Origin of the sequence: Stappia sp. WLB 29 (assembly GCF_023507705.1) — a bacterium.
Taxonomy (GTDB): Bacteria; Pseudomonadota; Alphaproteobacteria; order Rhizobiales; family Stappiaceae; genus Stappia.
Genome location: NZ_JALBGD010000004.1, coordinates 18,010 through 44,700 on the forward strand (window position 1 = coordinate 18,010; position 26,691 = coordinate 44,700).

The window sequence follows — 26,691 nt, forward strand, 5'->3', positions numbered from 1 at the left end:
GGGCTCTTGCCGAGGGAAAGTCGTCAGGCCATCCAGACCGCTTCCGCCACATCCTTTACGGTGGTGACTTCGGCCGGCTGCTGCGGCGCCGCGGAGAACGCCTGTCTGGCCCGGCCGGCATAGGCTTCGGGTATGCCGTCCTGCGAGCGGCCGCGCCGAACGACGTTTCGGGTGCACGGCCGGGGGACCGCCCGTGTTGGATTTTCAGGCGATTGCTCAAACATTTTGCACTGCAGCATTTATTTGCAAGATGCAATTGACAAGCTAGCAATCTGCTATCAGTCTCCCCACAGGGTTGAATTGATATTCTCAAATCAGCGGAAAGCTGAAGAGCGACGGCCAACTCGGGTACCGCTCACGGACAGCTCGCGAGGATGTTCGGATCCGGCCGCCTTCATCCTCTCGACGAGCTGGCGATTTCGCCGGTGCGGCCTTAGCCGAATGATCTCGAGCCCGCCGCGCATTGAAAGTTTGGGCGCGAAACCTCGGGCTTTGCCCCGTTGGCTTGACGATGCGCGAGATTGCCGCCCGCTCGCCCTGAGCGGGCAGCCAAAAGCAAATGAGGAGATTCCCAAGGCACACGTTTTTCCGAGCGGTCGACACACTTCTACAATCAGAAGGACCACCGTGATGTATGCCGATACAAAGATTGACTCTCCGTCGCTGGAATTCACGGGAAAGCGGTCTTCGGACTACCGGAGTGCGCTGTCGGACTACAGCGATGCCTGGCTTCCCGATATCGCTTGCATGAAGCGCTTTCTGAACCCGGCACCGGGCGAACGCATCCTGGAGGTCGGCGCGGGAAATGGCTATTTCAGCACCGCCATCGCAGATTACCTCGGTCCAAACGGTCTTCTGGTCGCCAGCGATCCCTCCACTGAGCAGCTTTCGGATCTGGAAAGCCAGAGCGAGCACGGCAACATCCGTGTTGTGCCGGCCTCCGCCGATACGCTCGATATCAATTTCAGCGGGTTCGATGCGATCTGGAGCCGGGGGGCGATCCACCACGTCACCGACAAGACCTCGGCCTTCACCCGCTTTGCGCAGGTGGTGCGCCCAGGAGGGCGCCTGGTCATCAATGACATTTTCGCCGGCACGCCGCTCGCCCGCTACTTCGACGCCTTCATAGCGCGAAGCTGTTCCACCGGTCACGAAGTGGCCTATCTCTCGCACGAATTCGCCGAAAGCCTGTGCCAACTGACAGGATGGGGTGCGCCGGTCTTCCACGAGATGGTCACCCCCTGGGAATTCAGAAAGCGCGAGGATATCGGCCGCTTCCTGCAGCTCCTGTTCTCCGCCAAACCCGAATACACGGCCGAAGACTGCCTGGCGGCGGCTGATCGGCATCTGAGCATCAGCCAAACCACGTCCGGCTGGGCACTCATGTGGCCCATGACGGTGATGGTGGCGGTTCGCCCGGCCCATGGTTGACGGACGATGACGAGGATCCTCGCTATGCCCAGATGCCAGAAGACGAAAGGGCTCGGCGCCGATGGCGCGTCACGTCGCACCGGCATCCAGCCTCGCTGGCGCCATCGGCCGAACCTGTCGAATGCCCTCGCCCCGACGGGAGAACATGTCGTGCTGAAATCCCATGAAGCCGGTCTGAGACGACTGGCGGGCAGGGGAGTTCCGCGACCCACCAGCCGTCCACCGGCCGGACCGGCAGGAAGGCTGGATCCCGATATTGTAATGTACCACGGCAGTGCCGGCGCCTTCGCCCATATCGCGTGCCGAACCGCCTTTCCCCAGGCCCGCAGCATCGCCTGTGCCAGTCTTCTCGATGTCATCGATGCGGTGCGAGCGGGAAAGGCGGATGCGGCGGTTCTGCCGTGCGAAAATCTTCTGGCCGGGCGGGTGCCCGATATCCACCTGCTTCTGCCGGAAATCGGCCTGTCGATCGTCGGCGAGATTTTCCTGCCCATCGAGCTGCATCTGGTGGCGCCGGAGGGCTGGTCGCTCGAAGAGGTCCGGCGGGTGCATTCGCACCCGGTTGCACTGAGGCAGGTTCGCCGCTTCCTTTCCGCACGTGGACTGACCCCGGTGGAGCAGGGGAACACGGCCACGGCCGCCGCCCTGTTGCGCCAGACGGGCGACCGTGCGGACGCGGCGGTGGCGTCAGAACTTGCCGCGCAGACCTACGGCCTGACGATCCTGCAGCGAAACATCGAAGACAATCCCTTCAACATGACCCGCTTCTACGTACTGGCATGCGAGCCGGTCGTCCCCGCGCCGCAGGAGCAGGACATCCTGACCTGTGTGCTCTTCGAGGTACGCAACACCCCTGGCGCTCTCTTCCACGCTGTAGGTGGCTTTGCCCACGGCGGCATCAACCTGACCAGGCTGGAAAGCTATCTGGTCGACGGACAATTCGTGGCGACCCGCTTCCTCTGCGAGTTCGAGGGCCACCCCTATCACCCGCATGTCGGCCGCGCGCTCGACACCCTCAAGAGGCACAGCACGAGCTACGCCATCCTGGGGACATTTCCCATGCACGATACGGGGGCGAGAAGACGCGCGGACACGGAGCCGACGACCTGCGGGACCGATCCGCAGGCTCATGCACTCGATGAAACCGGGCGGAGGGGAGTGTAGTGGCGAATGAGGCCTTCCTGCAGTCGGCCGCTCCCGACGCGCTTGAGACGGTCATCTCCATCCTCTCGGCCCGGCTCGACAAGCGAGGGTCGACCGCCCCGCCGTTGCGCGAACAGCATGGTCGCGATTCCAGCTACAGGCCGGCCTATCCACCGGATGCGGTCGCCCTTCCCTCCTCGCGCGCCGCGATCGACTGTGCCGTCGCGATCATGGGCTCCGGCATTCCGGTCGCGCGGATCGAATGTCTCGCCGAAGAGCACGGGAGCGCGGGCGTGTGCGCCATGGCGGCGGTCAAGCGCGCCTTCGATCCGCGCAACATCCTCAATCCGGGAAAAGTGGTCGAGGCGGAAGAAACGCCGCCATTCATCTGAACGGGAGGATCAGCCGAAACGATGAACAACAATCCCCAGTCGATCGCCGACTTTCGCGAACTGGCGCGACGGCGGCTGCCCCGCTTCGTCTTCGATTTCATCGACGGCGGCAGCGGCAGCGAGAACACCCTGGCGGAAAACCGGGCCGCGCTCGACCGCATTCGCCTTCTCGGCAGTGCACCCATCGACGTCAGCGACTGCTCGCAATCCGTCACGTTGTTCGGTCATGACCATGCCATGCCGGTCATTGTCGGCCCGACCGGGCTGGCCGGCGTCGCCTGGCCGCGCGGCGATATCGATCTGGCGCGAGCTGCCGGGTCCGCGGGAATTCCCTTCGTCATGAGCACGGCCGCCACCGCCACGATGGAGGAGGTTGCCGAGGTGGGCGACGGCATCAAGTGGTTCCAGCTCTACATCTTCAAGAATCGCGACGTCAGTCTGCGGCTCGTTTCGAAGGCGAGGGCCCTCGGCTTCAAGGCGCTGGAGGTCACGGTCGACAACGCCATTCCGGGCCGTCGCCTGCGGGATGCCAGAAACGGCTTTTCCCTGCCTTTCCGCTGGACGGCGACAAAGCTGGCCAGCCTCGCCGCCCACCCGGCCTGGAGCCTGCGCATGGCGCGTGCCGGTGCCCCCAGGCTGGAGGTGATGGCCGCGGAACTGGGGCTTCAGCAGACGGACACGATCGCGGAACTCATGCAGTCCCAGCTCGATCCTTCCGTCGGATGGGAGGACATCAAGTGGGTGCGCGACGTCTGGGATGGGCCGCTTCTCGTAAAGGGCATGCTCGATCCCGGCCAGGTGGCCAAGGCGCTCGAAATCGGCGTGGACGGTCTCGTCATCTCCAACCATGGCGGGCGACAGCTCGACGGCGCGGTCGCCACGATCGACATCCTGCCCGAGTTCAGGTCGGAGGCAGGATCGCGCCTCACCCTTTTGGTGGACAGCGGGTTTCGCACCGGCTCCGACATCGCGCGGGCACTGACACTCGGCGCCGACGCGGTGCAGGTTGGACGGGCGACGCTCTATGCGCTGGCCGGCAAGGGCGAGGCGGGGGTCCGCCAGGCCCTTTCGATCCTGAAAAGCGAACTCGAAGTCACCCAGATGTTGATGGGGGCACGCCGCATCCAGGACTTCGGTCCCGCCATGCTGCGCACCCACCGTTCCCCGCAAAGTCCGCAAGCCGGTCTGTTCACGCCCGGCGGGGCGCAGGCTGCGAGCTCCCTTTCGCTGGTAAAGGACAAACAACCGAAGACCATGCTCTGAAACGGGAAACAGCACCGTCTTCCAGCAAGAAGCACACAGAAGAGGAACAGACAGATGCTCAGCCACAAACTCGCAGCATGGGCTGCGGCGCTTCTGATGGCGGTGACCGGATCGACTGCCGGGAGTGCCGAGACGACGAGCGTCGCCATCACCTATATCATCGATCATCCGGCCATCGACGCCGCGCGCAGGGGCATCGTCGACGAACTGGCGGAGGCCGGCTACAAGGAGGGCGAAAACCTCACCCTGCACGTGCAGAGCGCGCAGGGCAGCATGCCAACTCAGATCCAGATCGCGAAGACGTTCGCCGGCCTGAAGCCCGACCTGCTGATCGCCATCTCCACACCCTCCGCGCAGGCCCTGCAGAGCACGGCCGGCGACATCCCGGTGCTTTTCTCGGCCGTCACCGATCCGGTGGACGCCAAGCTGGTCAAAAGCGTGAATGAGCCGGGCGGCAACATCACCGGCACCAGCGACAAGCAACCCTTCGGTCCGACCCTGGAGCTCATCAAGATGCTGGTGCCCGACGCCAAGACGCTCGGTGTCGTCTACAACGCGGGCGAGGCGAATTCCGTCGCCCAAGTTGAGGATCTCAAGTCCGAACTCTCCGACTACGGGCTGGCGCTCGAGGAAAGCTCCGCCTCGCAGACCGCCATGGTTGCCGATGCCGCCGTCAGCCTCGCCGGGCGCGCGGATGCCATCCTCATTCCGACCGACAGCACGGTCGTGGCGGCGGTGGAAAGCGTGGTGAACGTCGGAAAGAAGGCGAAGGTGCCGGTCTTTGCCAGCGATACCGATTCCGTGAAGCGCGGCGCGCTCGCGGCCCTCGGCTTCGACTACTACAAGCTGGGCCGCCTGACGGGACGGATGGCGGTGCGCGTGCTCAAGGGCGAAAGCCCCGCTACGATCCCGGTCGGCGTCCTCGACACTCAGGAGCTCTACCTGAACACGTCCTCGGCAAAGGCCATGGGCGTCACCATACCCGGCGGGCTTCTGGAAACAGCCACGAAGGTGATCGAGTGAGATGAGTGCGCTCGCCATTTCGGGAGCCATCGAAGCCGGGCTCCTCTTCTCGCTGGTCGCGCTCGGAGTCTATCTCTCCTTCCGTGTCCTCAACTTCCCTGATCTGACGGTCGACGGCAGCTTTCCACTAGGGGCGGCCGCGGCCGCCGTCGCCATCGTCAACGGTGTCGATCCCTTTCTGGCGACCGCGCTCGCCACGTTCGCCGGCGCCTCTGCCGGCTTCGTCTCCGGCTTTCTCAATGTCCGGTTCCGGATCCTCAACCTGCTGGCCGGAATCCTCACCATGGTCGCCCTCTACTCCATCAATCTGAGAGTGATGGGCCGTCCCAACATCTCGCTTTATGGCGAGGCGACCATCTTCACGCCGTTCGAGAAATGGTTCGATTTCGGCATCTGGACCACCTCCATTGTGCTCTTCGTCATCGCCCTGGGAATGAAGGTTCTCGTCGACTGGTTTCTCGGCACACAGGTGGGGCTGGCGCTCAGGGCAAGCGGCGAGAACCCGGTCATGGCGCGGGCGCAATCGGTCAGCAATGACCGCATGACCCTCATCGGCATGACGCTCTCTAACGCGCTGGTGGGCCTGGCGGGCGCGCTGTTCGCCCAGAGCCAGGGGATGGCCGACGTCTCCATCGGCATCGGCACGATCGTCACCGGCCTTGCTGCGCTGATCATCGGCGAGACATTGTTGGGCTCCACCAAGGTGGTCTTGGCAACGCTCGGCTGTCTGATCGGCGCGGTGCTCTACCGCTTCTTCATCGCCGCTGCGTTGAGTGTGGGCTTCCTGGGTATCCAGGCACAGGATCTGAATCTGGTCACGGCCGTCGTCGTCGCCATCGCAGTTGTTCTGTCTCAGGCCCGGCGCAACAGCCGGTTCAAGCTGTGGCCGAAGCTGCGTCGCGCCCTGCTGACCGTGCAACCGCAGAAAGGATGAACTCGTGCTGAATGTCTGCGATGCCTACATAACCTTCAACCCGGGGACCCCACTGGCGGTCCCGGCCCTGCGCGGCGTTGATCTCGATATCGAGGAAGGCGAGTTCGTGACCATCATCGGCACCAATGGTGCGGGCAAGTCGACGTTGCTCTCCGCGGTCGCCGGTGATGTCCGCCTCGATCGGGGCGGCATCTATATCGACGGGCACGACGTCACGAGTTTCCCGACCGAGCAGCGCGCGGCCATGATCGGCCGGGTCTTCCAGGAGCCCCGACTGGGAACCTGCAGTTCGCTGACGGTGGAGGAGAACCTGGCCTTGGCGATGAGCCGGGGCGGGCGACGCTCCATGCGCAGCGCGCTGGGTCGGGGGCGTGAACGGCGCAAGCTCGCCGAACAGGTATCGCGGCTCGGCATGGGGCTGGAGGGCCGGCTCGGTTCCCTTGCCGGCACGTTGTCGGGGGGGCAGAGGCAAGCGCTCAGTCTGCTCATGGCCACGCTGCTGCCGATGAAGATCCTGATCCTTGACGAGCATACGGCGGCACTCGATCCTGGCGCGGCGGCGACTGTTCTGGATCTGTCGGCGGAAATCGCGGGCGAGCAGAAGTTGACGACGCTGATGGTGACCCACAGCATGCGCAATTCGCTCGACTACGGAACCCGCACGATCATGATGAATGCTGGGCGCGTCCTGCTCGACATCCATGGCGAAGAGCGCAAAGGCTATGATGTCCCCGACCTGCTCGACCTCTTCAAGGAGTCGACCGGCAGCGCGGTCGAAGACGACCAGTTGGTGCTTGCCTGAGAGATGCGGTCCCGGTTGTCCGGTTCGATTTGCCGACGGGGAGCGGGGCCGCATCCCCTTCCTCAGCCCACTTGGCCGGCGGATCGCTCGCGCTCCAGCTCCTTGAGAAGCAGGCCCGGAGGATCTTCCGGCACCATCTGGCGCAAACGGCTGACGCTCAGGTCCACGAAAAGTCCGGCACGGGAATAGGGCTCGTCCTTCAGGAATGCCTCCACCTCCTCCCGGGCTTCATACGACAATACCATGAGGCTCCCGATCACCCGCGATCCGTCGTCGTCCTGCAGCGGTCCGCCGAAGGCGACACGGTCGCCGTGGGTGATCATATATTCCAGATGTTCGGCCCGGGTGCGCCGGCGCAAGTCGCCCGCGTCCGGCCGGTCGAGGCAATGTATGACGAATGGCATGGTCAGGGTTCCCCTTTGCGTGTGGCCACGCCCTGATCGCGCGTTCCCCCTTTGGCCAAGCTTCCCCATGTTTTAGGGTGTTGGCGGCATAAGCCGTTGCCATATCCTATTAAAGAAGATATGATTGCAAAATGCAATCGTTTAGCAACAAAACTCCGGGGCAAACCGGACTGGCCGCCCCTGCCGCCGAAACCGGCATGGACGAAAAGCTCCAGCTGGAAAGCTGGCTTCCCTATCGCCTGTTCCGCATCTCCGTCCGCATCGCCGACGTCCTCAATGCGTTCTATGGTCCCAGGTTCGGCTTCTCCCGTTCGGCCTGGCGCACGATGGCGATCATCGCCAACCGGCCTGGCGTCAGCGCCAAGGAAATCTGCCAGGCGGGGGGGCTCGACCAGTTCTCCGTCTCGCGCGCCATCAAGCAACTCGTCGAGCTCGGCTATGCCCAGCGTCAGAACGGGCGCACCGATCGCCGTTACGCGGCGATCGAGCTTTCGAAGAGCGGCTGGGCTGCGTTCACGGAAATTTCCGATCTGGCGAGACGTCTCGACCAGGAACTGACCGGCGCCGTCTCGCAAGAAGAATTGGCAATGCTGGATTCCATCCTCACCAAACTGGACAACGCCAGCGCGGGCATCATGGCGCGTGGCTGGCGGGGCGGGGCGCGGGAGAAGTCGGAGCCGGACGGACAAAAGACAGGCGACTGAACGGGCTCGCCCGGGTTTCGACGCCCGCCCCAGGCCTGCAATCACGAAGGGCAGACATGCGCGCGCTTCTATTTCTGGCCACCGCGGTCCTGTGGGGCAGCAGTGCCATTGTGACCAGCCAGCAGGCGATATCGGGCGCGCCGGAAGTTTCGGTCGGCTACCGGATGGCGCTCGTGAGCTTCGTCATGTTCGCCTGGAGCATCGCGGAAGGTCACGACATTCGCCTGCGGGCGATCGATCGCCCCTGGGTCGCCCTGCAGGGGGTGCTGTTCTTCGGACTTGCCTTCATCACCTTCTATCATTCCACGACACTGATCCCCTCCGGTATCGCGGCGCTGATCCTGTCGACGTCACCCCTGTTCGCCGCGTTCGCCGGAAGGATTTTCCTGTCCGCGCCGGTAACTGGACGCATGCTTGCCGGCATCTGCTCCGGGATTGTCGGCCTCGCGGTGATCGCAGGTCCGCAGTTCGCCCGGCTATCTTCCGGCGGCGACACCATCGTCGGCGTCGTGCTGGCGCTGGCGGCGGCCGCCTGCACGGGATGCGGCACGGTCGTCGCCATGCGAAACCAGCAAGCGGGCATCCCCATCTGCGTCCTGATGAGCTGGGCGGCACTTTGTGGCGCGCTCTTTTCGTTTGCAATGGCGCTTATCGGCAACCTCAGCTTTGCGGTCGACGTCTCGCTCGCCTATCTCGCCGGACTCGCCTATCTGGCGATCATCGCATCCTGCATCACCTTCTTCATGTATTTCAGCCTCGTGCATCGCATCGGTGCGGCGAGCGCCTCCTACACGCTGGCCCTTGTGCCGGTGGTGGCGCTGCTGCTGTCCGCACTGTTCGAGAACCTGACGATCAACGCTTACGTGCTGAGCGGGGGGGTGGCGGTGCTTGTGGGCAACGTTCTGGTGCTCAGCGCCCAGGCCCGCCGCCCTGCGCGGGTGCAGGCAGAATCGGCTTAGTGAAAGGAGTCGGACCCTCATGCCCAAGCAGACCTTCGCCACCCATCCCGTGGTGCCGCTTTCGGCCGTTGTCAGGGCGGGCGACTACATCTTCCTGTCGGGCCAGGTTCCCTTCGCCCCGGACGGCACGCTGGTCGCCGGGGATATCGAGGTACAGACGCGTCAGGTCCTCGACAACATTGCGGGCGCCCTCGGGCGGGTCGGGGCAACGCTCGACGACGTGGTCAAGACAACGATCTGGCTGACAGATCCGGCCGACTTCCCGCGCTTCAACACGATCTACGGCAAATACTTCCCGCAAGACCCGCCTGCGCGCTCCTGCGTTGCCTCCCAGTTGATGGTGGAGGCGAAGATCGAGGTCGAAGCCATTGCCTACAAACCACTGGGAGGGGCGACCTGAATTCATCGATGTGGCTTGAACCTGACGTGCTCCGCACGCCGGGCCGGGCGGCCGGGCGCTGCGCTCACTTCGCGGCGAAGGTGGCGGGGACGAAAAAGGCAGGCGCCCGCGATCTGCAGGCGCCTGCCGGGCCGAGGGAGGCGGCGAGAGGACAGGTGGGAGGCTGCCGCGCCCTCAGTTCATCAGCCGGGGCAGCCAGAGCACGATGTCCGGCCACAGGGTGATCAGCGTCAGCAGCCCCATCAGCAGCAGGAAGAACGGGAAGGTCGCCTTCGCCACGGTGAGGATGTTGGCGCCCGTCACGCTCTGCATCACGAACAGGTTGAAGCCGACCGGCGGGGTGATCTGCGCCGCCTCGATCAGGATCGTGATGAAGATGCCGAACCAGATCAGGTCGACGCCGGCCGTCTGCACCATCGGCAGCATCACCGAGGAGGTGAGCACGATGATCGAGATCCCTTCCAGGAAGCAGCCGAGGACGAGGATCAGCAGCCCGAGCACCGCCAGCAGCGCATAGGGCGACAGGTTCAGCGCATCCACCCAGCTGGCGAGCTGGCGCGGCAGGTCGACGAAGGCGACGGCGATGGACAGGCACGCGGCGCAGGCGATAATGAACGAGATCATGCAGGACGTGCGCACGGCCGCCATGACGCCCTCCATGAAGGTCGCGCGCGTCAGGGTCCCGCTCAGCGCCGACAGGGCCAGCGCCCCGATGACGCCGATCACCGCCGCCTCGGTCGGGGTGGCGAAGCCGCCGTAGATCGAGCCGATCACCAGCGCGATCAGGCCGACCGCCGGGGCGAGGTTGCGCAGGCCCGCCAGCTTGGCGCGCCAGCTCGGCGCGGTTTCCGGCTCCGGCATCTTGTTGCGCCGCACCAGGCTCCATATCGCCGTGTAGCCCATGAACAGGGCGATCAGCAGCAGGCCGGGCACCACGCCGGCGATGAACAGGCGGGCGATCGACTGCTCCGCCGTCACGCCGTAGACGATCATGATGATCGAGGGCGGGATCAGCAGGCCGAGCGTGCCCGAACCCGCCAGCGTGCCGATGGTCATGTTGTCGGGGTAGTCGCGCTTCGACAGTTCCGGCACCGTCATGCGGCCGATGGTGGCGCAGGTGACCGCCGAGGAGCCGGTGATCGCCGCCAGCACGCCGCAGCCCAGGATGTTGACATGCAGCAGGCCGCCGGGCAGGCGACCGACGAGCGGCGACAGGCCGCGGAACATGTTTTCCGACAGGTTCGAGCGGAAGAGGATCTCTCCCATCCACACGAACAGCGGCAGCGATGTCAGCGCCCAGCCCCAGCTGCTGTCCCACAGGGTCGAGGCGATCAGCGAGCCGGTCGGGGCGGAGGTGAACAGCGCCATCATCGCCATGCCGACGGCCAGCAGCGTGACGGAGACCCACACGCCGGCGGCCAGAAGCCCGAAGACGAGGACCACCAGGGTGATGGCGGAGACGAAGATCATGTCCATGAGGGTCTACTCTGCGTGGCTGTCTTCGGGTTGGATGTCGCGGTCGTAGCTCGGCTCGCGGCCGAGCAGCACCTGCACAAGGTCGTCGAGGATCGCGACGGCGAAGAGCACCACGCCGGCCGAGACGCCGGCCTGCGGGATCCAGAACGGCATGGCCAGCAGGCCCGGGCTGACGTCGTTGTAGCTGTAGGACTGGAAGGTCAGCTCGATGACGTGCCAGGCGAGAAAGCACACGGCGGCGGCGGCGACGAGACAGTTGAAGACCTCGAAGACCCGCTTCGGTCCGGCGGGCAGGTGGCCGACGACCAGCGTGATGCGCACATGCGCCCCTTGCCGGAACGTATGCGCCAGGCCGAAGAAGGTGGCGGCGGCCAGACACAGTCCGGCCGCCTCGGTGGAATCGACGGTGACCGACAGGGTGCGGGCCACCACCTGCACGACGATCGTCACGCCGATGCCGATCAGGAACAGGGCCGCCAGATAGCCGGCCGCCTCGTAGAGGCTGTCGAGGACGCGTCGGATCATGCCGGTTCCTCCTCCCTTGGCTGTTGGCGGATCAGTCGAGCGAGGCCTGATAGGCCTCGTAGACCGCCTTTTCCGCGTCGGAGGCGCGGGTCATCCAGTCGGCGACCATCTCCTTGCCGATCTCGTCGATGCGGTCGAGCACGTCCTGCGGCGCCTGGTTGATCGTGATGCCGTGCTCCTTGAGCACGTTCTCGCGCTCCTCGCTGGCGGCCTTGGCCAGCTCCCAGCCGCGCGCGGTCGCCGCCTCGCCTTCCTCGATGACGATCTGGCGGATCTCCTCCGGCAGGGCGCGCAGGGCCCGCTCGTTGACGATCACGGCGTTCTTGTTGTGCATCGTGCCGGTATAGGTGAACACGTCGAGATAATCCCACACCTGCACGTCGGTGCCCGACTGCGCGCTGGTCCACAGCGCCTCGATCATGCCGGTGGCGAAGGCCTGCGGCACCTCTGCGAAGGGCAGGATGATCGCCTGGGTGCCGAGCTTCTCGCCCATCACCTGGGTCTGCTGCGAGTAGATGCGCAGCTTCACGCCCTTCAGGTCGTCGAGCGAGTTGATCGGCGCGGCGGTGAAGAAGCCCTGGCCCGGCCAGGCCACATAGGTGATGACGCGCATGCCGTTGCGGCCGAACCACTCGTCGTAGAACGGCTTTTGCGCCTCCATCAGCTTCCAGGACTTGTCGAAGGTCGGCACGACGCCGGGGATGTTGTCGAGGTTGAACATCTCCTGCTCGTTGCCGTAGACGCCCATGCGGATCTCGCCGATCTGCACCTGGCCCGACTGCACGGCACGCTTGATGTTGTCGAGCTTGATGAGGCTGTCATGGGAGCGCAGGTCGATCTTCAGCTCGCCCTTGGTCCTCTCCTCCACCGCCGCGATGAACTGGCGGATGTTCTTGGTGAAAAAGCTGGTTTCCGGGTAGCCCGAGGCCATCGTCCACTGGGTGGCCGCAAGGGCGGGACCGGCGAGGGCGAGGGTGGCCGAGGCCAGGGCGGCCGCGCGAAGCAGGGACTTCAGGGACATTCTTGTTCTCCGTCTGTTGGGTCGATGGGGCGCCGGCGGGGGTTCCTGGCGCGCGGGCAATTGGCTTGCCTCTCGCTTTAGGTATGCAGACTGTCATATGTTGTCATATGTGTCAAAACCGTAAAACGCGGTTTCGGCGATTCCGGCAATTTTTGTCGATGGTCAGGCGAGCGGGTGCGCGGCCGCGCGGCCGCGCAGCCGGCATGGGCCGGCCGATAGCCTCACGGGCTGGATCCATGCGGGTGAAACGGGTGCTGCGTGCTGCCGGCGGGGGCCGGCAGGGGGGCAGAGCGTCAGACGGCGGACTGGCGGTAGCGCATCAGGCTGCCCGACAGGTGGCGGCGCATGGCGTCGCGCGCGGCGGCCGGGTCCTCGGCCTCGATGGCGTCGAGGATGGCGCGGTGCTCGTCCTGCAGCTTGTCGTTATAGGCTCCGGTGCGGGCCGTGCCGGCGATGGCATTGACGCGCAGGCGCGGGATGATCTGCGGCCCGAGAAAGGTCAGGAACTTCTCGAAATACGGGTTGTTGGTGGCCCGGGCGATGGCGAGATGGAATTCGAAATCCATCGGCCCGCTCTGGCCCGCGCCTTCCGCCGACAGCCGCTCCAGCGCATCGCGGATCTCGGCCAGTTGCTCCTCGCTGCGCCGCTCGGCCGCCATGGCCGCGGCCTCCAGCTCGACGCTGAGGCGCAGCTCCAGGATCTGCAGGATCTCCTGCACCGCCGCATCGGGCAGCGGCGAGATCTCGAAGGGCTGCAGGCGCGGCGCGTCGTCGACGAAGACGCCGATGCCCTGGCGCGACTTCAGCACGCCGTCGGCGCGCAGCGAGGCGACGGCCTCGCGCACCACCGTGCGGCTGACGCCGAACTCGGCGCACAGGTCGCTCTCGGAAGGGATGCGCTCGCCGGGAAGATAAACCTTGTCGTCGATCTTCTGCAGGATCTGCTTTTTGAGCTGCGATGAAAGGCTTTCCCGTCGCCCGAGCATTCGTCTTCCTTTTTGCGTCCCGCTGTGCCTGTTGGGCATCATATAACAGACCACATGGCCGTTCCAGAGCGGCAGCCGCGCCCGCGCTGCTACGATAGTCGATGTCGGGCCCGGTTTCCCCTCAGTCATCCACCAGCAGGATGGCCTCGACCTCGACGCTCATGTCGTGCGGCAGCGAGGCGACGCCGACGGCGCTGCGCGCATGGCGCCCGGCCTCGCCCAGCACCTGCAGGAAGAGATCGGAGCAGCCGTCGATCACCTTCGGATGGTCGCGATAGCCGGGAACCGCATTGACCATCCCCAGCAGCTTGACCACGGCGCGGATACGGCCGAGATCGCCGAGCTCCGCCTGCGCGGCGGCCAGCAGCTGCAGCCCGGCCGAGCGGGCATGGGTCTGCGCCTCGGCCGTCGTCACGCTCTCGCCGACCCGGCCCGAGGCGACCTGCCCGTCGGCGCCGGCCCCGCCTCGTCCCGACAGGAACAGCAGCGGACCTGCCCGTCGGGCCGGAATGTACGAGCCGGCGGCCCCACGCACCGGCGGCAGCTCAAGCCCGAGGTCGCGCAGCCGTTCCAGCGGGCTCATGCCGCGTCTTCGAGCGCTGCGACCGCCGCGCGGATGCGCGTGCAGGCGGCTTCGAGCAGGGGGCGTGCGGCGGCGAAGGACAGGCGCACGTAGGGCGACAGGCCGAAGGCGGCGCCCGGCACGGTGGCGACGCCGGCCGCCTCCAGCAGGTAGTCGCACACGTCCGCGTCGCTGGTCAGCAGAGTCCCGTCCGGCCGGCGCCGGCCGATCAGGCCCTTGCACCCGACGAAGGCGTAGAACGCGCCCTCCGGCTTGCGCAAGCGGAGGCCGGGAATGCCGGACAGCCCTTCCATCACCAGGTCGCGGCGGGCGGTGTATTCGCGGCCCGCCTCGACCACGAAGTCCTGCGGCCCGTTCAGCGCGGCGATGGCCGCCGCCTGGGCGACCGAGCAGGGGTTGGAGGTGCTCTGCGACTGGATCTTGGCCATCACCTTGATCAGGCCGGCAGGTCCGGCCGCATAGCCGATCCGCCAACCGGTCATCGCATAGGCCTTGGAGACCCCGTTGACCGTCACCGTGCGATCCCGCAAGCGCGGGCAGGCGGCGAGGAAGGGCGTCGCCTCGGCCCCGTCGTGCAGGATGTGCTCGTAGATCTCGTCCGACAGGATCAGCACCCGCGGATGCCGCTCGAGCATCGCTCCCAGCGCTTCCAGCTCGGCGCGCGAGAAGGCGGCGCCCGACGGATTGCCCGGCGAGTTGAGGAACAGCCAGCGCGTCTTCGGGGTGATCGCCGCTTCCAGCTGCTCCGGCGTCGGCTTGAAATCCGCCTCGATCGGGCACTCGACAACCTTCGGCACGCCGCCCAGCAGCAGCGTCATGTCCGTATAGGAGACCCAGTAGGGCGCCGGCACCAGCACCTCGTCGCCCGGCTCCAGCGTTGCCATCAAGGCGTTGAAGATGACCTGCTTGGCGCCGTTTCCGGCCGAAACCTCCTGGCGGGAGACCTCCAGCCCGTTCTCGCGGGCGAACTTGGCGACGATGGCGTCCTTCAGCTCCGCCGTGCCGTCGGCGGCGGTGTAGTGGGTCTCGCCCCGCCGCATCGCCGCCTCGGCCGCATCCAGAACATGGGCGGGCGTGTCGAAGTCCGGCTCGCCGACGCTGAGGTCGGCGATGTCGGCGCCGCCGGCGCGCAACTCGCGCGCCCGCACCGAGATCGCCATGGCCGGCGACAGCTTGATGCGGCTGGCGCGTTCGGCCTCATAGCTCATGGCGGGCCGGCTCATTTGGCCACCACATATTCGAACGCCTCGTCGCGGGCCGCCGCCTCCGGATCCCGCTTGTCCGGCGCGCCGAAGCCGCCGCCGCCGGGAAGCGAGAGGATCAGCCGCCGGTCGGCCGGCACGTGCTGGCGTCCCTTGGAGGCAAGGCGGGTGCCGTCGTCCAGCGTCACCGAGCCGGGCTCGCCGTCATGGCCGCCGTCGCGTCCGCGCGCGGGATGGTCGATGCGGTCGAACATGGCGTTGAAGTGGAACTCGTGGCCGGCCGCCGCGCCGATCTCGACCACCTGGCCGAGGCCGCCGCGATACCGGCCGGCGCCGCCCGACCCGTCGCGCAGCTCCTTGCGCCAGAAGATCACCGGGCCGACATGCTCGGTCGCCTCGATCGACATGGAGTGCACGCCGCTGGGGAAGGCGGTGGCGCTCAGGCCGTCGAGGCTCGCCCGGGCGCCGCCGCCGCCGCTGTTGAACAGCAGCACCTCGGCCCGCCGGCCGCCGTCGGCGGGGGCCTGCGCGCCCTGCAGCGGGCGGGCGCTGACATGCAGGTTCCACAGCGCGCCGGAGCCTTCCGCCGGCACCCGGCCCGGCAGCATCTTGTGCACCGCGCCGAGCACCGCGTCGGGGATGAAATGCCCCAGCACGTGGCGCACCGCCACCGGGGCGGGATGCTGCGCGTTGAGGATGCAGCCGGTCGGCGCGGCGAAGTGGAACGGGGCGAGCGAGCCGTGATTGTTGGGAATGTCCGGGGCCAGCGCGCATTTCAGCCCGTAGCAGGCATAGGCCTTGGAGTAGATCATCGGCACGTTGATGCCGAGGGGGCTCGGACCGGAGGTGCCGTCGAAATCGGCAAGGATGTGGTCGTCGTGCACGTCGATGCGCACGGCCAGGTCGACCGGGCTGCCATAGCCGTCGACGCGCATGACATTGTCGTAGGAGCCCTTCGGCAGCGCCGCGATCCGCTCCAGCGTCGCGTTGTAGCTGCGCTCGAAGACGAAATCGGCGAGCTCCTCCAGGTCGGCGAGGCCGAACTCGCCCATCATGTCCATCAGCCGCCGGTGGCCGGTCTCGTTGCAGGCCGCCAGCGAGAAGATGTCGCCGACCACCTGGTCCGCCTCGCGCACATTGTGGCGCAGGATGTTGACGAGGTCGCGGTTGACGGTGCCGCGCTCGACGAACTTCATGATCGGGATGAAGATGCCTTCCTCGTAGACCTCGTTGGCATCCGGGCCGAAGCCGCGGCCGCCCACGTCCACCACATGCGCGGTGCAGGCGAAGAAGCCGACCAGCGCGCCACCGCGGAAGGACGGCGTCACCATGGTGATGTCGAGGAGGTGGCCGGTGCCCTTCCACGGATCGTTGGTGATGTAGACGTCGCCTTCGAAGATGTTGTCCGGGCCGATGTCGTTGATGAAGTGGCCGACCGCCTCGGCCATGGCGTTGACGTGGCCCGGCGTGCCGGTGACGGCCTGGGCGATCATCTTGCCGCCGCGGTTGAACACGCCGGCGGACAGGTCGCCGGACTCGCGCACGCTGGTGCTGAAGGCGGTGCGGATGAGCGTGACGGCCTGTTCCTCGACCACCGAGATGAGGCGGTTCCACATGACCTGCATGCGGACGTCGGAGAGCGAATTTCCGGTCATGGCTTGTGTTTCCTTCACGCTTTCGAGCGGACGAGCAGGCATCCGTCGGCCTGGAAGATCGCTTCCTGTCCGTCCGTGATGATCGTGGTGGTCTCGTTTTCGGTGATGACGGCAGGGCCGGCGACGCAGTCGCCCGGCGCCAGCTCGGAGCGCGCCACGACCGTGGCGGCGACGAAGCCGGCGGTGCGCGCCTCGAACATCTGCCGCGTTTCGGCCGCCTCCAGCCGGCGCTTCGCCTCGACGCGCGGCACGCGCGGCGCCGGATAGGCCTCGGAGCTTGCCCGCAGCGACCAGCTGACGATCTCGATGTCGAGCTTGTCGATCAGCCGGCCGAACAGCTGCTCGTAGACCTCCTCGAAGCCCTTGCGGAACACCTCGACCTCGCCGGCGGCGTAGTCGCGCACGTCCACCTCGACCGGCACTTCCCAGCCCTGGCCGGCATAGCGCATGTAGGCGGTGCATTCGAGGCTCGGCACCGCGTCCGGCGCGCCGGACCGCACGAAGGCGGTCGCCTCCTCGGCCAGCTCCTTCAGCACGGCGTTGACCTTGCCGGCGTCGAAGGCGCTGAGCCGCAGGAAGGCGCTGCGCACGGATTCGAAGCCGAAGGGCGCACGCAGGAAGCCGATGGCCGAGCCGACGCCCGCTCCCGGCGGCACCAGCAGTTCGCTGATACCGAGCTTCTCGCACAGCCGGCCGGCATGCAGGGGCGCCGCGCCGCCGAAGGCGATCATCGTGTAGTCGGCCAGCTCCATGCCGTTTTCCACCGCATGCATGCGCGCCGCGTTGCTCATGTTCTCGTCGACCACCTCGCACAGGCCGAAGGCGGCCGTGGTGCCGTCGATGTCGAGCGGGCGGGCGAGATCGCGCTCGATGGCGCCCGTTGCAGCGTCCGTGTCCAGCGTCATCGAGCCGCCGGCAAAGCCCTCAGCTGCCAGCTTGCCGAGCAGCAGGTCGGCATCGGTCACCGTCGGCCTGTCGCCGCCGCGGCCGTAGCAGGCGGGGCCGGGTTCGGAACCGGCGCTGTGCGGGCCGACGCGGATTTGGCGCATGGCATCGACGGCGGCGATGGAGCCGCCGCCGGCGCCGATCTCGACCATCTCGATCACCGGGATCGAGATCGGCATGCCGCTGCCCTTCTTGAAGCGGTAGGTGCGTGCCACCTCGAAGGTCTTGGCGGTCTTCGGCACCTGGTTGTCGATCAGGCAGATCTTGGCGGTGGTGCCGCCCATGTCGTAGGAGAGCACGCGCTCCAGCCCGTGCTGGCGGGCGATATGGGCGGCGAAGATCGCGCCGCCCGCCGGGCCCGATTCCAGCAGCCGGACGGGGAACTCGATGGCGCTCTCGACGCTGATGATGCCGCCGCCCGAATGGATCATGAAGACCGGGCAGGTGGTTCCGGCGGCCTTGAGGCTGTCGGTCAGCCGGCGCAGGTAGGAGGCCATCAGCGGCTTCACATAGGCATTGGCGCAGACCGTGTTGAAGCGCTGGAACTCCCGCATCTGCGGCGAGACCTCGCTCGAGATCGAGACGAAGAGGTCCGGCCGGCGGGCCAGCAGCGCATCGCGGACGCGCCGCTCGTGCGCGCCGTTGACATAGGAGTGGATGAGGCCGACGGCGATGCTCTCGAAGCCGCCCGCCAGCACCCGCTCGACCAGGGCATCGAGCTCGGCCTCGTCGATCTCCTTCAGCACGTTGCCATGGGCGTCGATGCGCTCATCGAGGACGAAGCGCTCGTTGCGCGGCACCAGGGGCGCCGGCAGCACGATGTCGAGGTCGTACTGCTCGAAGCGGTTCTCGGTCCGCATCTCGATGACGTCCCGGAAGCCCTTGGTGGTGATGAAGGCGGTGCGGGCGCCGCGCCGCTCGATCAGGGCATTGGTGGCCAGCGTGGTGCCGTGGATGAGCGTGTCGATCTGGTCGAGCGCGACGCCGGCGCGTTCCGCGACCAGCCGCACGCCGTCGACGATGCCCTGCTCGGGTGCCGTGTAGTTGGTCAGCACCTTGGCGGAGTGCATGGCATCGCCAACTTCCATGGCAACATCGGTAAAGGTTCCGCCGATGTCGGCCCCCACCCGGATCTGCTTGCCGTCCTTCGTCATGTTCGCCGCGTCTCCCGCTTGCCTGAGGCTGTGCCGGCCCCTCCCGGAGCCGGCCATGTCACTTGTATGACAACATACTACATGGAAATGTCAAGACGTGTGATGTATGATTACGTCAGTTTTGCGCGTCCGTCCGCGCGTCCTCCGGCAGCAGGCCGGCCGGCAGGTTCTGGTAGCAGACCGGCCGCAGGAACCGCCGGATCGCCATCGAGCCGACGCTGGTCGCCCCGAAATTGGTGGAGGCCGGATAGGGCCCGCCATGCACCATCGCGTCGCAGACCTCGACGCCGGTCGGATAGCCGTTGACCAGCAGCCGGCCGGCCTTGCGCTCCAGCACCGGCACCAGGGCGCGCGCTTGCGGCATGTCCCCCGGCTCAATCTGCAGCGTGCAGGTCAGCTGGCCGGCGAGCCCTTGCGCAACCTGCGCCATTTCCTCGGCCGAGGCGACCGTCACCACCAGCCCGAGCGGGCCGAACACTTCCTCGGCAAGATGCGGCTCCGCGAGGAAGCGGCTTCCTTGCGTGCGCAGCAGCACGGGCGAGGCCTCGCGCGGGCCGCAGGACGGCCCGAGATGCACCGGCTTGCCGCCGGCTGCTTCCAGATCGCCCGCCCCCTTGCGGAACGAGGCGGCGATCTCGGCCGTCAGCATCGGCTGCGGCGCCACCTGCGACAGGGCCCGCGCCGCCTCGGCGATGAAGGCCTCGGCCGCCTCGCCCGCGCGCAGCACCAGCACGCCGGGATTGGTGCAGAACTGGCCGGCGCCCATCGCCAGCGAAGCGGTCCATTCGCGGGCGATGCTTGCCCCGCGGGTCCGCAGCGCCTCGTCCAGCACGAAGACCGGGTTGACCGAGCCGAGCTCGCCGAAGAACGGGATCGGTTCGGCGCGCCGGGCGCAAAGGTCGAACAGCGCCCGCCCGCCGGCGAGACTCCCGGTGAAGCCGACCGCGCGGATCAGCGGATGGGTGACGAGCGCTTCGCCGGCCGCCCGGTCGGCGCTCTGCACCAGCGAGAAGGTGCCGGCCGGCATGTCGCAGGCGATGCGCGCCGCCTCGATGGCCTCGGCGACGATCTCGCCGGTCGCCGGATGGGCCGGATGACCCTTCACCACCACCGGGCAGCCGGCGGCAAGGGCGGCCGCCGTGTCGCCGCCGGCGGTGGAAAAGGCGAGGGGGAAGTTCGAGGCCCCGAACACCGCGACGGGCCCGAGCGGGCGCATGCACAGCCGCAGTTCCGGGCGCGGCGGCGTGCGGTCGGGCAAGGCCTCGTCGACGCGCAGGTCGAGATGGCGCCCGGCGCGGATATGGCCGGCAAACATGCGCAGCTGGCCGGTGGTGCGGCCGCGCTCGCCCTCCACCCGCACCTGCGGCAGGCCGGTCTCGGCCATCACCGTCGGGGTGAGATCTTCGGCGCGCGCCTCGATGGCATCGGCGATCGCCTCCAGGAAGGCCGCCCGCTGCTCGCGCGAGGTTCGGGCGTAGTCGGCAAAGGCGGCTTCCGCGGCGCGCACCGCCGCGTCGACTTCCTTAGCCCCGCCATTGGCGAAGCCGTGCGAGGGGCCGCTGACCGGTCGGCTGTCGAAACGCGCGCTGCTGTCGACGCGCGCACCGGCGATGAGATGGGCGCCGTGGGGACGATAGGCCATGTCGGGATGCTCCTTGCCGCATGTGAAAATTCGGTCCGCGCAACCCATCATAAAATAAGACATCATACAACTGTTGACTTTCATCTGATGCTCGGTAGAAGCTCAGCGAACCAGATAAGCCAACGAGGAGCGCTTCCATGGACCCGATCGAACTGAAGGACAGGCTGGCCTCCAGCCTCCTGTCGTTCCCTGTCACGCATTTTGGCCCCGACGGCGCCTTCAACGCCGAAAGCTATCGCCGGCATGTGGAGTGGCTGTCCGGCTTCGAGGCGGCGGGCTTGTTCGCAGCCGGCGGCACGGGCGAGTTCTTCTCGTTGGCGCCGGACGAGATCCCGCAGGTGGTCCGCGCGGCCAAGGAAGCGGCCGGCGAAACGCCCATCGTCGCCGGTTGCGGCTATGGCACCGCCCTTGCCGTCTCCATCGCCAGGCAGGCCGAGGCCGCCGGCGCGGACGGTCTGCTGCTGCTGCCGCACTACCTGATCGACGCCTCGCAGGAGGGCCTCTATGCCCATGCCAAGGCGGTCTGCGATGCCGTCGGCATCGGCGTGATGATCTACAATCGCGACAACGCCATCTACAAGGCGGACACGATCGCGCGCCTGTGCGAGGCCTGCCCGAACCTGATCGGCTTCAAGGACGGCAGCGGCGAAATGGGCCTGGTGCGCCAGGTCACGGCGACCGTCGGCGACCGGCTCACCTATCTGGGCGGCATGCCGACGGCCGAGCTCTTCGCCGAGGCCTATCTCGCCGCCGGCTTCACCACCTATTCCTCGGCCGTCTTCAACTTCGTGCCGGGCATGGCGGTGGAGTTCTACAAGGCGCTGCGCGCCGGCGAGACCGCCACCTGCGAGGCCATGCTCAAGGGCTTCTTCTTCCCCTTCATGAAGCTGCGCGCGCGCGCGCCGGGCTATGCCGTGTCGCTGGTGAAGGCCGGCGTGCGGCTCAAGGGCTTCGAGGCCGGCCCGGTGCGTCCGCCGCTGACCGACCCGACGGCGGAAGAAGAGCGCCTGCTCGGCGAGCTGATCTCCTTTGCGGAAAACCGCGCCGGCTGACGCACCTCCCCCCTTGGCAGCGACTGGGCAGCCGGACATGAAAGGCCCGCGGGAGAGCGTCTCCCACGGGCCTTTTGCATGCGCAGCCGAGGCGCCTTGACTCAGTCCTGCGGTCCGGCGCCTGCGTCCCCTGCCGGCCTGAGCAAGAGGGTGAAGCGTCCGCCGGCCGCGTTAGCCCGGCTCATCTTCCCCTGACGAAAACTCAGCAGCCGGCGGCTTCCGTCCGTGCTCAACTGTCCCCGGCGGTCCGCATCGATGCGGGCCGCGGCCAAGGACGATTGCGCATATGGATCCCACCTCGCTGACGGCGCTGGCCATCTATGCCTTCGTGATGTCGATCACGCCCGGCCCCAACAACCTGATGCTGACCACCTCCGGCCTCGTCTTCGGCATGGCCCGGACCTGGCCGCATATCCTCGGCATTCCCTTCGGCGTTGCGGTGCAGCTCAGCGCGGTCGGCGCGGGTCTCGGCGCCGTCTTCGCGCTGGAGCCGCGGCTGCAGGTGGTGCTGAAGGTGATCGGTACGCTCTATCTGCTGTGGCTGGCGGCCAAGCTCTGGCGCGCCGGCGAATTGCGCGATGCCTCCATGGCCCGGCCCATCGGCTTCTTCCAGGCCGCCGCCTTCCAGTTCGTCAATCCCAAGGCCTGGCTGATCGCCGGCACGGTGATCGCCGCCTTCGTCGCGCCGGGCGAGGGCGATGCCGGTCGGCTGGCGCTGGTCTGCCTCGTCTTCACGGTCGTCGGCGTGCCCTGCATGTCGGTCTGGGCCGCCTTCGGCGCTGGTCTGCGGCAAGTGCTCAAGGACCGGCGCAAGCTGCTGCTGGTCAACCGGACGATGGCCGCGCTCGCAGCCCTCACCGCCGTGCTGTTCTGGCTGTGAGAGAGTGAATCCGATGACCCGCGAAACCGCACCCGCCGTTGCTTCCGCCGTCGCCTTCGTCGAGGCGGGCGCCGACACTCTCTATTCTTGGGGCGAGGGCTGTCTCGGCTGGCGCCTGCTGGAGCAGGACGGCCTGCAGTTGCGCCAGGAGCTGATGCAGCCGGGCACCAGCGAGACGCCGCATCTGCATCGCCGTGCCCGCCAGGTCTTCTACGTGCTGGAGGGCGAAATGACCCTGCGCATGCCGGAAGGGACGCTGCGCGCCCGCCCGCGCCAGGCGATCCACGTTCCGCCCGGCCGGCCGCACTGGGTGCGCAACGACGGGACCGGCGATCTGGTCTTCGTCCTCGTCTCCTCGCCCTCCACCGCCGGCGACCGCATCGAGGTCGAGGCGGACGGCTGGGCGCCCGTTTCTTCCGATGACGAAAACGAGACAGGTGACCGATGACCTCCCCGATCGTGCGGCCGGATGCCCTGCCGCTCCAGACCCAGCGCCATGGCGATACCTTCGAGGCGAGCATGGCTGCCATCGCCGCGCCGCTCGGCGCCCGCCATCTCGGTGCGCGCTATGTGGAGGTGCCGGCCGGCAAGAAGGCCTGGCCGTTCCACTGCCACCACGCCAACGACGAGATGTTCGTGATCCTGTCGGGCTCCGGCACACTGCGTTATGGGTGCGACGAGCATGCGGTCATCGCTGGCGACGTGATCGTCTGCCCGGCCGGGGGCCCGCAGACCGCGCACCAGCTGATCGCCGGACCCGACGGGCCGCTGCGCTATCTCGCGATCAGCAGCATGCGCGAGCCGGACGTGATGCAATATCCCGACAGCGGCAAGCTGGCGGTCTTTGCCGGCTCCGCCCCCGGCGGCGACAAGGCCGCCCGGCGGCTGGACCTGGTGCTGCGCGGCGATGCGACCGCCGGTTACTGGGACGGCGAGGACTGACCCGCTTCGGCCAGCAGCCAGGTGCGTACGTTGCGGATCCGCCGGTCGCGCTCCAGCGCCGGCGGATAGCACAGGTAGTAGCCGGCCTCGGCCGGCACCTTGTGGCCGAACAGCGGCTCGAGCCGCCCGGCGGCGATGTCCTGCCCGGCGATCTCGATCCCGGCCAGCGTGACGCCCGCCCCGTCGATGGCGGCCTTGAGGCCGAGCCCGGCGGAATCGACGATGGTCACCGCCGCCGGCTGCAGCGGCCCGCCCGGCAGCGAGGCGTTCCAGCGGGCGAAGTTCTCTCGCCGGTTCTGCGACAGGAAGAGGTTCGTGCGGCCGACAAGGGCGCGCAGCTCGTCCTCGCCGCCGGCCGCAACCAGCGACGGCGCGCCGAGCAGCCCCACCGTCTCCTCGAACAATCGCTCCGCGATGACGCCCGGCCACTGGCCGTCGCCATGCCGCACGGCGGCATCCGCCGCCCCGGCCGAAATATCCGCCCGGTCCTGGCCGGTCGAGATCAGCAGCTCGAAGCCGGCCCGGGCGAAGGGATAGCGGCTCAGCCGCGGCGACAGCCAATGTGCGGCGAAGGTCGGCAGCATCGACAGGCGCAAGGGGCCGAGCTTGCGCTCGCTCCTGACCAGTCCCACCGCGCCGGCGATGCGGCCGAAGCCCGCCGTCAGCTCCGGCGACAGCAGGCGTCCGGTTTCCGTCAGCTCCAGCCGCGGCCCGACCCGCCGCATCAGCTCCACGCCCAGCACCGTTTCCAGCACGCGCAACTGGTGGCTCACGGCGGACGGCGTCACGCCGATTTCGCCCGCCGCCTCCTTGATCGACAGATGGCGCGCCGCCGCCTCGAAGGCGCGCAGCGCCGTCAGCGGCACGCCGAGCCGCATGGCGCGGCCGGTCTCCTGCGGCGGCGAGAGGGCGGATGAGGGAGAAGAAGCATGCTGGAGCATCTGGGGTCCGATCCGGTCAGGCAGGACTTTCACGATCCGGAATGCTATTGGCTGTGACACTTTGTTAAAACAGCAAAAGCGTCACGTTACACTTGAGGAGATTCCGCATGCGCCTGCGCTCGCCCTGGCAGCCCCGCCTCGCGGACGGGGCCGGCCCGCCCGGCGAACGGCTCGCCGCCGCCCTGTCGCAGGACATCCTGTCGGGGGAGCTTGCCGTCGGCGCCCGCCTTCCCGCGCAGCGCGATCTCGCCTGGCGTCTCGGCATCGGCCTCGGCACCGTGACCAAGGCCTATGCGCTGCTGGAGCGGCGCGGGTTGCTGCGCTCGGTGCGCGGCTCGGGCAGCTTCGTCGCCGCCACCGAGGCGCGCAAGGGCCCGCTTATCGACCTGTCGCGCAACGCTCCGCCTTCCGGCGTCAGCGAGCGGCTGCTCGCCCGCACCCTGGCCGCCGTTTCCCGCAAGCTCGATGCGGATGTGTTCAACACCTATCCGCCGGTCGCCGGCCATGCCCGCTACCGCAACGAGATGGCCCGCTGGTTCCGCCGGCTCGGCATGGAGGCCGATCCCGAATGCCTGCTGCTGACGGGCGGGGCGCAGCATGCGCTGGCCGTCGCGCTTTCGACCCTTTGCGGCCCCGGCGGCACGCTGCTCGTCGAGGCGCAGACCTATCCCGGTGTGCTGACGCTCGCCCGGCATATGGGCCTGCGCGTCGTCGGCGTCGCCATGGACGGCGAAGGCATGCTGCCCGATGCACTGGACTGGGCACTACACGATCTTCGAGAGGAGGCGGGCGGCATCGCGGTCTACCTGACCCCGACCATGCAGAACCCGACCACCGGCTCGATGGGGCGGGCCCGGCGCGAGGCCATCCTTGCGATCTGCCGCGCGCGCGATGCGATGCTGGTGGAGGACGATGTCTACACGCTGGCGCCGGAGGCGGAGTTCCCCTCGCTTGCCAGTCTCGCGCCCGAGCGCGTCGTCTACATCAACAGCCTGTCGAAGACCTTGAATCCCTCCTTGCGCGTCGGCGGTCTGGTGGTGCCGCCGGCCCTTGTCGCCCGCACGGAAAATGCGCTCCATGCCAGCGGGCTGATGATCTCGCCGCTCGGCTGCGTGGTGATGGAACAATGGGTTCTGGACGGCACGGCCGAGGCCATCGGCACCGCCATCCGCGAGGAGGCCGCGCGCCGCCGGGCGCTGGCCGGCGCGATCCTCGGCCCCGCGATGCGCGACGCGCGCCATGTCGGCTATCACGTCTGGCTGCCGCTCGAAGCCGGACGGGCCGCAGTGCTGGAGACCGCCGCCCGGGCGCTGGGCATCCTCGTCACCCCGCCCGCCTCCACCGCCGCCGCGCCCGGCACGCCGGAGGACGATGCCTCCTGCGGTGTGCGGCTGTGCCTCGGCGCGCCTGCCATGGACGAGCTGGAGACGGCGCTGCGCGCCATTTCCGGCCTCGTCGAAAATCTCGAGGGAGGCGCGCCGCCGCCTGTCCTAGCCTGAGTCCCGCGCCCCGGCGGCGAAGGCGTCGAACAGCATCCGCCCCTCGCGCCAGGCCCCGAGACCGCTCGCCCCGTTGATGTGGCCCCTGGCGCCGATCTCGACGAGCCCGGCCCCCCAGTCCCGCGCCCGCCGGCGGGCATGCTCCGGCGTGCCGTAGGGATCGTCGCTGCTGGCGATGATCAGCGCGGGAAACGGCAGCGCCCGCGCCGGCACGTCGCGAAAGCTCGCCGCCTCGATCGGAAAGGCCGACCCGTCCGGGTCCGGCACCGCGACCAGGAACGCCCCGCGCACGCGGCCGGCGATCTTCTCGGCCGCATGGGCGACCAGCAGGCAGGCGAGGCTGTGCGCGATCAGCAGCGGCGGGCGGGAAAAGCCGGCCAGCGCCCGCTCCAGCGCGCCCGTCCACTCGGCAAGCTCCGGCCGGTCCCAGTCGGCCGGGGCAAAGCGCGTCAGCCCGGCATCCTCCGCTTCCCACAGGCTCTGCCAATGCGCCTCGTCCGATCCGCCGATGCCGGGAAGAACCAGTCCGTCCGTCATTGCGCGCTCCGTCTCTTCATTGCCGCGACCGCGAGACTACAGGCCCCGGGCCACCGAAGGAAACTGAAGCGATTTCAGGCCAGGAGGAGCATTTCTCACGGACTTCCGGCTGCGGTGTTTTGGCGCGAAGTGTCCCTCATCCGTCCGCTCCGCGCATTTCGTCCTTTCAGAGCGGCGCTATCCTGCGGATACTGTC

27 protein-coding genes are annotated in these 26,691 nt (G+C 67.7%); 15 read left to right on the forward strand and 12 right to left on the reverse strand.

The genetic code is table 11. The features are described 5' to 3' along the window. Positions 1 to 630: 630 nt before the first annotated feature. From MNI96_RS08845 to MNI96_RS08875, 7 genes are read left to right on the forward strand one after another with little or no spacing between them, the layout of a single operon-like run. A complete protein-coding gene (locus MNI96_RS08845; protein ID WP_249692274.1) occupies positions 631 to 1,431 on the forward strand; it encodes a class I SAM-dependent methyltransferase in 801 nt (266 codons plus the stop codon). Positions 1,432 to 1,437: 6 nt separating this feature from the next. Continuing rightward, positions 1,438 to 2,595: a prephenate dehydratase domain-containing protein gene (locus tag MNI96_RS08850; protein WP_249692276.1), complete on the forward strand. Its 1,158-nt coding sequence runs from the start codon at positions 1,438 to 1,440 to the stop codon at positions 2,593 to 2,595. Continuing rightward, positions 2,595 to 2,966, forward strand: a complete 372-nt coding sequence (locus tag MNI96_RS21990; protein WP_249692278.1) for an FAD-linked oxidase C-terminal domain-containing protein — start codon at positions 2,595 to 2,597, stop codon at positions 2,964 to 2,966. Before MNI96_RS08850 ends, MNI96_RS21990 begins: the two co-directional genes overlap by 1 nt. Positions 2,967 to 2,987: 21 nt before the next feature. Next, entirely contained in the window at positions 2,988 to 4,229 is a 1,242-nt protein-coding gene (locus MNI96_RS08860) for an alpha-hydroxy acid oxidase (protein ID WP_249692280.1), read from the forward strand. 54 nt (positions 4,230 to 4,283) lie between these two features. Continuing rightward, positions 4,284 to 5,252 (forward strand): ABC transporter substrate-binding protein, encoded by a 969-nt coding sequence (locus MNI96_RS08865; RefSeq protein WP_502960319.1) that lies wholly within the window; start codon positions 4,284 to 4,286, stop codon positions 5,250 to 5,252. Position 5,253: 1 nt separating this feature from the next. Then, positions 5,254 to 6,186, forward strand: a complete 933-nt coding sequence (locus MNI96_RS08870; RefSeq protein ID WP_249692282.1) for an ABC transporter permease — start codon at positions 5,254 to 5,256, stop codon at positions 6,184 to 6,186. Between the two features lie 4 nt (positions 6,187 to 6,190). Beyond that, complete coding sequence (locus MNI96_RS08875) at positions 6,191 to 6,988, forward strand: ABC transporter ATP-binding protein (protein ID WP_249692284.1); 798 nt, start codon at positions 6,191 to 6,193, stop codon at positions 6,986 to 6,988. Between the two features lie 62 nt (positions 6,989 to 7,050). Here MNI96_RS08875 and MNI96_RS08880 read toward each other — a convergent pair whose 3' ends face one another. Next, positions 7,051 to 7,392, reverse strand: a complete 342-nt coding sequence (locus MNI96_RS08880; protein ID WP_249692286.1) for a YciI family protein — start codon at positions 7,390 to 7,392, stop codon at positions 7,051 to 7,053. 197 nt (positions 7,393 to 7,589) lie between these two features. On the opposite strand from MNI96_RS08880, the gene MNI96_RS08885 reads away from it, so the two are divergent. The 3 genes from MNI96_RS08885 to MNI96_RS08895 are packed head-to-tail and all read left to right on the forward strand — an operon-like array spanning position 7,590 to position 9,455. Next, positions 7,590 to 8,096 (forward strand): MarR family winged helix-turn-helix transcriptional regulator, encoded by a 507-nt coding sequence (locus tag MNI96_RS08885; protein WP_249692287.1) that lies wholly within the window; start codon positions 7,590 to 7,592, stop codon positions 8,094 to 8,096. Positions 8,097 to 8,152: 56 nt separating this feature from the next. After that, positions 8,153 to 9,055, forward strand: a complete 903-nt coding sequence (locus tag MNI96_RS08890) for a DMT family transporter (RefSeq protein WP_249692288.1) — start codon at positions 8,153 to 8,155, stop codon at positions 9,053 to 9,055. Between the two features lie 19 nt (positions 9,056 to 9,074). Continuing rightward, positions 9,075 to 9,455 (forward strand): RidA family protein, encoded by a 381-nt coding sequence (locus MNI96_RS08895; protein ID WP_249692289.1) that lies wholly within the window; start codon positions 9,075 to 9,077, stop codon positions 9,453 to 9,455. Between the two features lie 174 nt (positions 9,456 to 9,629). Here the strand turns inward: MNI96_RS08895 and MNI96_RS08900 are convergent, their stop codons facing one another. The 9 genes from MNI96_RS08900 to MNI96_RS08940 all read right to left on the reverse strand — a co-directional run bounded on the left by MNI96_RS08900 (position 9,630) and on the right by MNI96_RS08940 (position 20,644). After that, a complete protein-coding gene (locus MNI96_RS08900; RefSeq protein ID WP_249692291.1) occupies positions 9,630 to 10,931 on the reverse strand; it encodes a TRAP transporter large permease in 1,302 nt (433 codons plus the stop codon). Between the two features lie 6 nt (positions 10,932 to 10,937). Continuing rightward, a complete protein-coding gene (locus MNI96_RS08905; protein ID WP_249692293.1) occupies positions 10,938 to 11,456 on the reverse strand; it encodes a TRAP transporter small permease in 519 nt (172 codons plus the stop codon). Between the two features lie 31 nt (positions 11,457 to 11,487). Further along, positions 11,488 to 12,477: a TRAP transporter substrate-binding protein gene (locus MNI96_RS08910; protein ID WP_249692295.1), complete on the reverse strand. Its 990-nt coding sequence runs from the start codon at positions 12,475 to 12,477 to the stop codon at positions 11,488 to 11,490. Between the two features lie 293 nt (positions 12,478 to 12,770). Then, positions 12,771 to 13,463, reverse strand: a complete 693-nt coding sequence (locus MNI96_RS08915; protein ID WP_249692296.1) for a FadR/GntR family transcriptional regulator — start codon at positions 13,461 to 13,463, stop codon at positions 12,771 to 12,773. 121 nt (positions 13,464 to 13,584) lie between these two features. Then, positions 13,585 to 14,046, reverse strand: coding sequence for a RidA family protein (locus MNI96_RS08920; protein ID WP_249692297.1), 462 nt, complete (start codon positions 14,044 to 14,046; stop codon positions 13,585 to 13,587). Next, positions 14,043 to 15,254 carry a pyridoxal phosphate-dependent aminotransferase gene (locus tag MNI96_RS08925; RefSeq protein WP_249692299.1) on the reverse strand — a complete coding sequence of 404 codons (1,212 nt, stop codon included), beginning with the start codon at positions 15,252 to 15,254 and terminating at the stop codon, positions 14,043 to 14,045. The genes MNI96_RS08920 and MNI96_RS08925 overlap by 4 nt, the downstream gene beginning before the upstream one ends. Before the next feature lie 11 nt (positions 15,255 to 15,265). Then, complete coding sequence (locus tag MNI96_RS08930; protein WP_249692301.1) at positions 15,266 to 16,903, reverse strand: hydantoinase B/oxoprolinase family protein; 1,638 nt, start codon at positions 16,901 to 16,903, stop codon at positions 15,266 to 15,268. 14 nt (positions 16,904 to 16,917) lie between these two features. Next, positions 16,918 to 19,002 carry a hydantoinase/oxoprolinase family protein gene (locus MNI96_RS08935; RefSeq protein WP_249692304.1) on the reverse strand — a complete coding sequence of 695 codons (2,085 nt, stop codon included), beginning with the start codon at positions 19,000 to 19,002 and terminating at the stop codon, positions 16,918 to 16,920. Between the two features lie 115 nt (positions 19,003 to 19,117). Beyond that, positions 19,118 to 20,644, reverse strand: a complete 1,527-nt coding sequence (locus tag MNI96_RS08940) for an aldehyde dehydrogenase (NADP(+)) (RefSeq protein ID WP_249692306.1) — start codon at positions 20,642 to 20,644, stop codon at positions 19,118 to 19,120. A 137-nt stretch (positions 20,645 to 20,781) separates the two neighbouring features. On the opposite strand from MNI96_RS08940, the gene kdgD reads away from it, so the two are divergent. From kdgD to MNI96_RS08960, 4 genes are all read left to right on the forward strand, one after another. Beyond that, positions 20,782 to 21,696, forward strand: coding sequence for a 5-dehydro-4-deoxyglucarate dehydratase (gene kdgD, locus MNI96_RS08945; protein ID WP_249692307.1), 915 nt, complete (start codon positions 20,782 to 20,784; stop codon positions 21,694 to 21,696). A 286-nt stretch (positions 21,697 to 21,982) separates the two neighbouring features. Continuing rightward, positions 21,983 to 22,576 (forward strand): LysE family translocator, encoded by a 594-nt coding sequence (locus MNI96_RS08950; protein WP_249692309.1) that lies wholly within the window; start codon positions 21,983 to 21,985, stop codon positions 22,574 to 22,576. 13 nt (positions 22,577 to 22,589) lie between these two features. Next, positions 22,590 to 23,024: a cupin domain-containing protein gene (locus tag MNI96_RS08955; protein ID WP_249692310.1), complete on the forward strand. Its 435-nt coding sequence runs from the start codon at positions 22,590 to 22,592 to the stop codon at positions 23,022 to 23,024. Continuing rightward, positions 23,021 to 23,518: a cupin domain-containing protein gene (locus MNI96_RS08960; protein ID WP_249692311.1), complete on the forward strand. Its 498-nt coding sequence runs from the start codon at positions 23,021 to 23,023 to the stop codon at positions 23,516 to 23,518. The genes MNI96_RS08955 and MNI96_RS08960 overlap by 4 nt, the downstream gene beginning before the upstream one ends. Here MNI96_RS08960 and MNI96_RS08965 read toward each other — a convergent pair. After that, on the reverse strand, positions 23,497 to 24,459 hold the full coding sequence (locus MNI96_RS08965; RefSeq protein WP_249692312.1) for a LysR substrate-binding domain-containing protein: 963 nt from the start codon (positions 24,457 to 24,459) through the stop codon (positions 23,497 to 23,499). The genes MNI96_RS08960 and MNI96_RS08965 overlap by 22 nt on opposite strands. Before the next feature lie 107 nt (positions 24,460 to 24,566). On the opposite strand from MNI96_RS08965, the gene MNI96_RS08970 reads away from it, so the two are divergent. Then, the gene (locus tag MNI96_RS08970; RefSeq protein WP_249692313.1) at positions 24,567 to 25,958 is read left to right on the forward strand and encodes an aminotransferase-like domain-containing protein; all 1,392 of its coding nucleotides are present in this window, start codon (positions 24,567 to 24,569) and stop codon (positions 25,956 to 25,958) included. On the opposite strand, the gene MNI96_RS08975 is transcribed toward MNI96_RS08970, so the two are convergent. Then, positions 25,950 to 26,495, reverse strand: coding sequence for an RBBP9/YdeN family alpha/beta hydrolase (locus MNI96_RS08975; RefSeq protein ID WP_249692314.1), 546 nt, complete (start codon positions 26,493 to 26,495; stop codon positions 25,950 to 25,952). The genes MNI96_RS08970 and MNI96_RS08975 overlap by 9 nt on opposite strands. Positions 26,496 to 26,691 lie beyond the last annotated feature (196 nt).

Bases quoted from the DNA above. Each gene is read 5' to 3' on its own strand.
- MNI96_RS08845 (WP_249692274.1), top strand. From the start codon at position 631: ATGTATGCCGATACAAAGATTGACTCTCCGTCGCTGGAATTCACGGGA.
- MNI96_RS08850 (WP_249692276.1), top strand. From the start codon at position 1,438: ATGACGAGGATCCTCGCTATGCCCAGATGCCAGAAGACGAAAGGGCTC.
- MNI96_RS08860 (WP_249692280.1), top strand. From the start codon at position 2,988: ATGAACAACAATCCCCAGTCGATCGCCGACTTTCGCGAACTGGCGCGA.
- MNI96_RS08865 (WP_502960319.1), top strand. From the start codon at position 4,284: ATGCTCAGCCACAAACTCGCAGCATGGGCTGCGGCGCTTCTGATGGCG.
- MNI96_RS08870 (WP_249692282.1), top strand. From the start codon at position 5,254: ATGAGTGCGCTCGCCATTTCGGGAGCCATCGAAGCCGGGCTCCTCTTC.
- MNI96_RS08880 (WP_249692286.1), bottom strand. From the start codon at position 7,392: ATGCCATTCGTCATACATTGCCTCGACCGGCCGGACGCGGGCGACTTG.
- MNI96_RS08885 (WP_249692287.1), top strand. From the start codon at position 7,590: ATGGACGAAAAGCTCCAGCTGGAAAGCTGGCTTCCCTATCGCCTGTTC.
- MNI96_RS08890 (WP_249692288.1), top strand. From the start codon at position 8,153: ATGCGCGCGCTTCTATTTCTGGCCACCGCGGTCCTGTGGGGCAGCAGT.
- MNI96_RS08895 (WP_249692289.1), top strand. From the start codon at position 9,075: ATGCCCAAGCAGACCTTCGCCACCCATCCCGTGGTGCCGCTTTCGGCC.
- MNI96_RS08900 (WP_249692291.1), bottom strand. From the start codon at position 10,931: ATGGACATGATCTTCGTCTCCGCCATCACCCTGGTGGTCCTCGTCTTC.
- MNI96_RS08905 (WP_249692293.1), bottom strand. From the start codon at position 11,456: ATGATCCGACGCGTCCTCGACAGCCTCTACGAGGCGGCCGGCTATCTG.
- MNI96_RS08910 (WP_249692295.1), bottom strand. From the start codon at position 12,477: ATGTCCCTGAAGTCCCTGCTTCGCGCGGCCGCCCTGGCCTCGGCCACC.
- MNI96_RS08915 (WP_249692296.1), bottom strand. From the start codon at position 13,463: ATGCTCGGGCGACGGGAAAGCCTTTCATCGCAGCTCAAAAAGCAGATC.
- MNI96_RS08920 (WP_249692297.1), bottom strand. From the start codon at position 14,046: ATGAGCCCGCTGGAACGGCTGCGCGACCTCGGGCTTGAGCTGCCGCCG.
- MNI96_RS08925 (WP_249692299.1), bottom strand. From the start codon at position 15,254: ATGAGCTATGAGGCCGAACGCGCCAGCCGCATCAAGCTGTCGCCGGCC.
- MNI96_RS08930 (WP_249692301.1), bottom strand. From the start codon at position 16,903: ATGACCGGAAATTCGCTCTCCGACGTCCGCATGCAGGTCATGTGGAAC.
- MNI96_RS08935 (WP_249692304.1), bottom strand. From the start codon at position 19,002: ATGACGAAGGACGGCAAGCAGATCCGGGTGGGGGCCGACATCGGCGGA.
- MNI96_RS08940 (WP_249692306.1), bottom strand. From the start codon at position 20,644: ATGGCCTATCGTCCCCACGGCGCCCATCTCATCGCCGGTGCGCGCGTC.
- kdgD (WP_249692307.1), top strand. From the start codon at position 20,782: ATGGACCCGATCGAACTGAAGGACAGGCTGGCCTCCAGCCTCCTGTCG.
- MNI96_RS08950 (WP_249692309.1), top strand. From the start codon at position 21,983: ATGGATCCCACCTCGCTGACGGCGCTGGCCATCTATGCCTTCGTGATG.
- MNI96_RS08955 (WP_249692310.1), top strand. From the start codon at position 22,590: ATGACCCGCGAAACCGCACCCGCCGTTGCTTCCGCCGTCGCCTTCGTC.
- MNI96_RS08960 (WP_249692311.1), top strand. From the start codon at position 23,021: ATGACCTCCCCGATCGTGCGGCCGGATGCCCTGCCGCTCCAGACCCAG.
- MNI96_RS08965 (WP_249692312.1), bottom strand. From the start codon at position 24,459: ATGCTCCAGCATGCTTCTTCTCCCTCATCCGCCCTCTCGCCGCCGCAG.
- MNI96_RS08970 (WP_249692313.1), top strand. From the start codon at position 24,567: ATGCGCCTGCGCTCGCCCTGGCAGCCCCGCCTCGCGGACGGGGCCGGC.
- MNI96_RS08975 (WP_249692314.1), bottom strand. From the start codon at position 26,495: ATGACGGACGGACTGGTTCTTCCCGGCATCGGCGGATCGGACGAGGCG.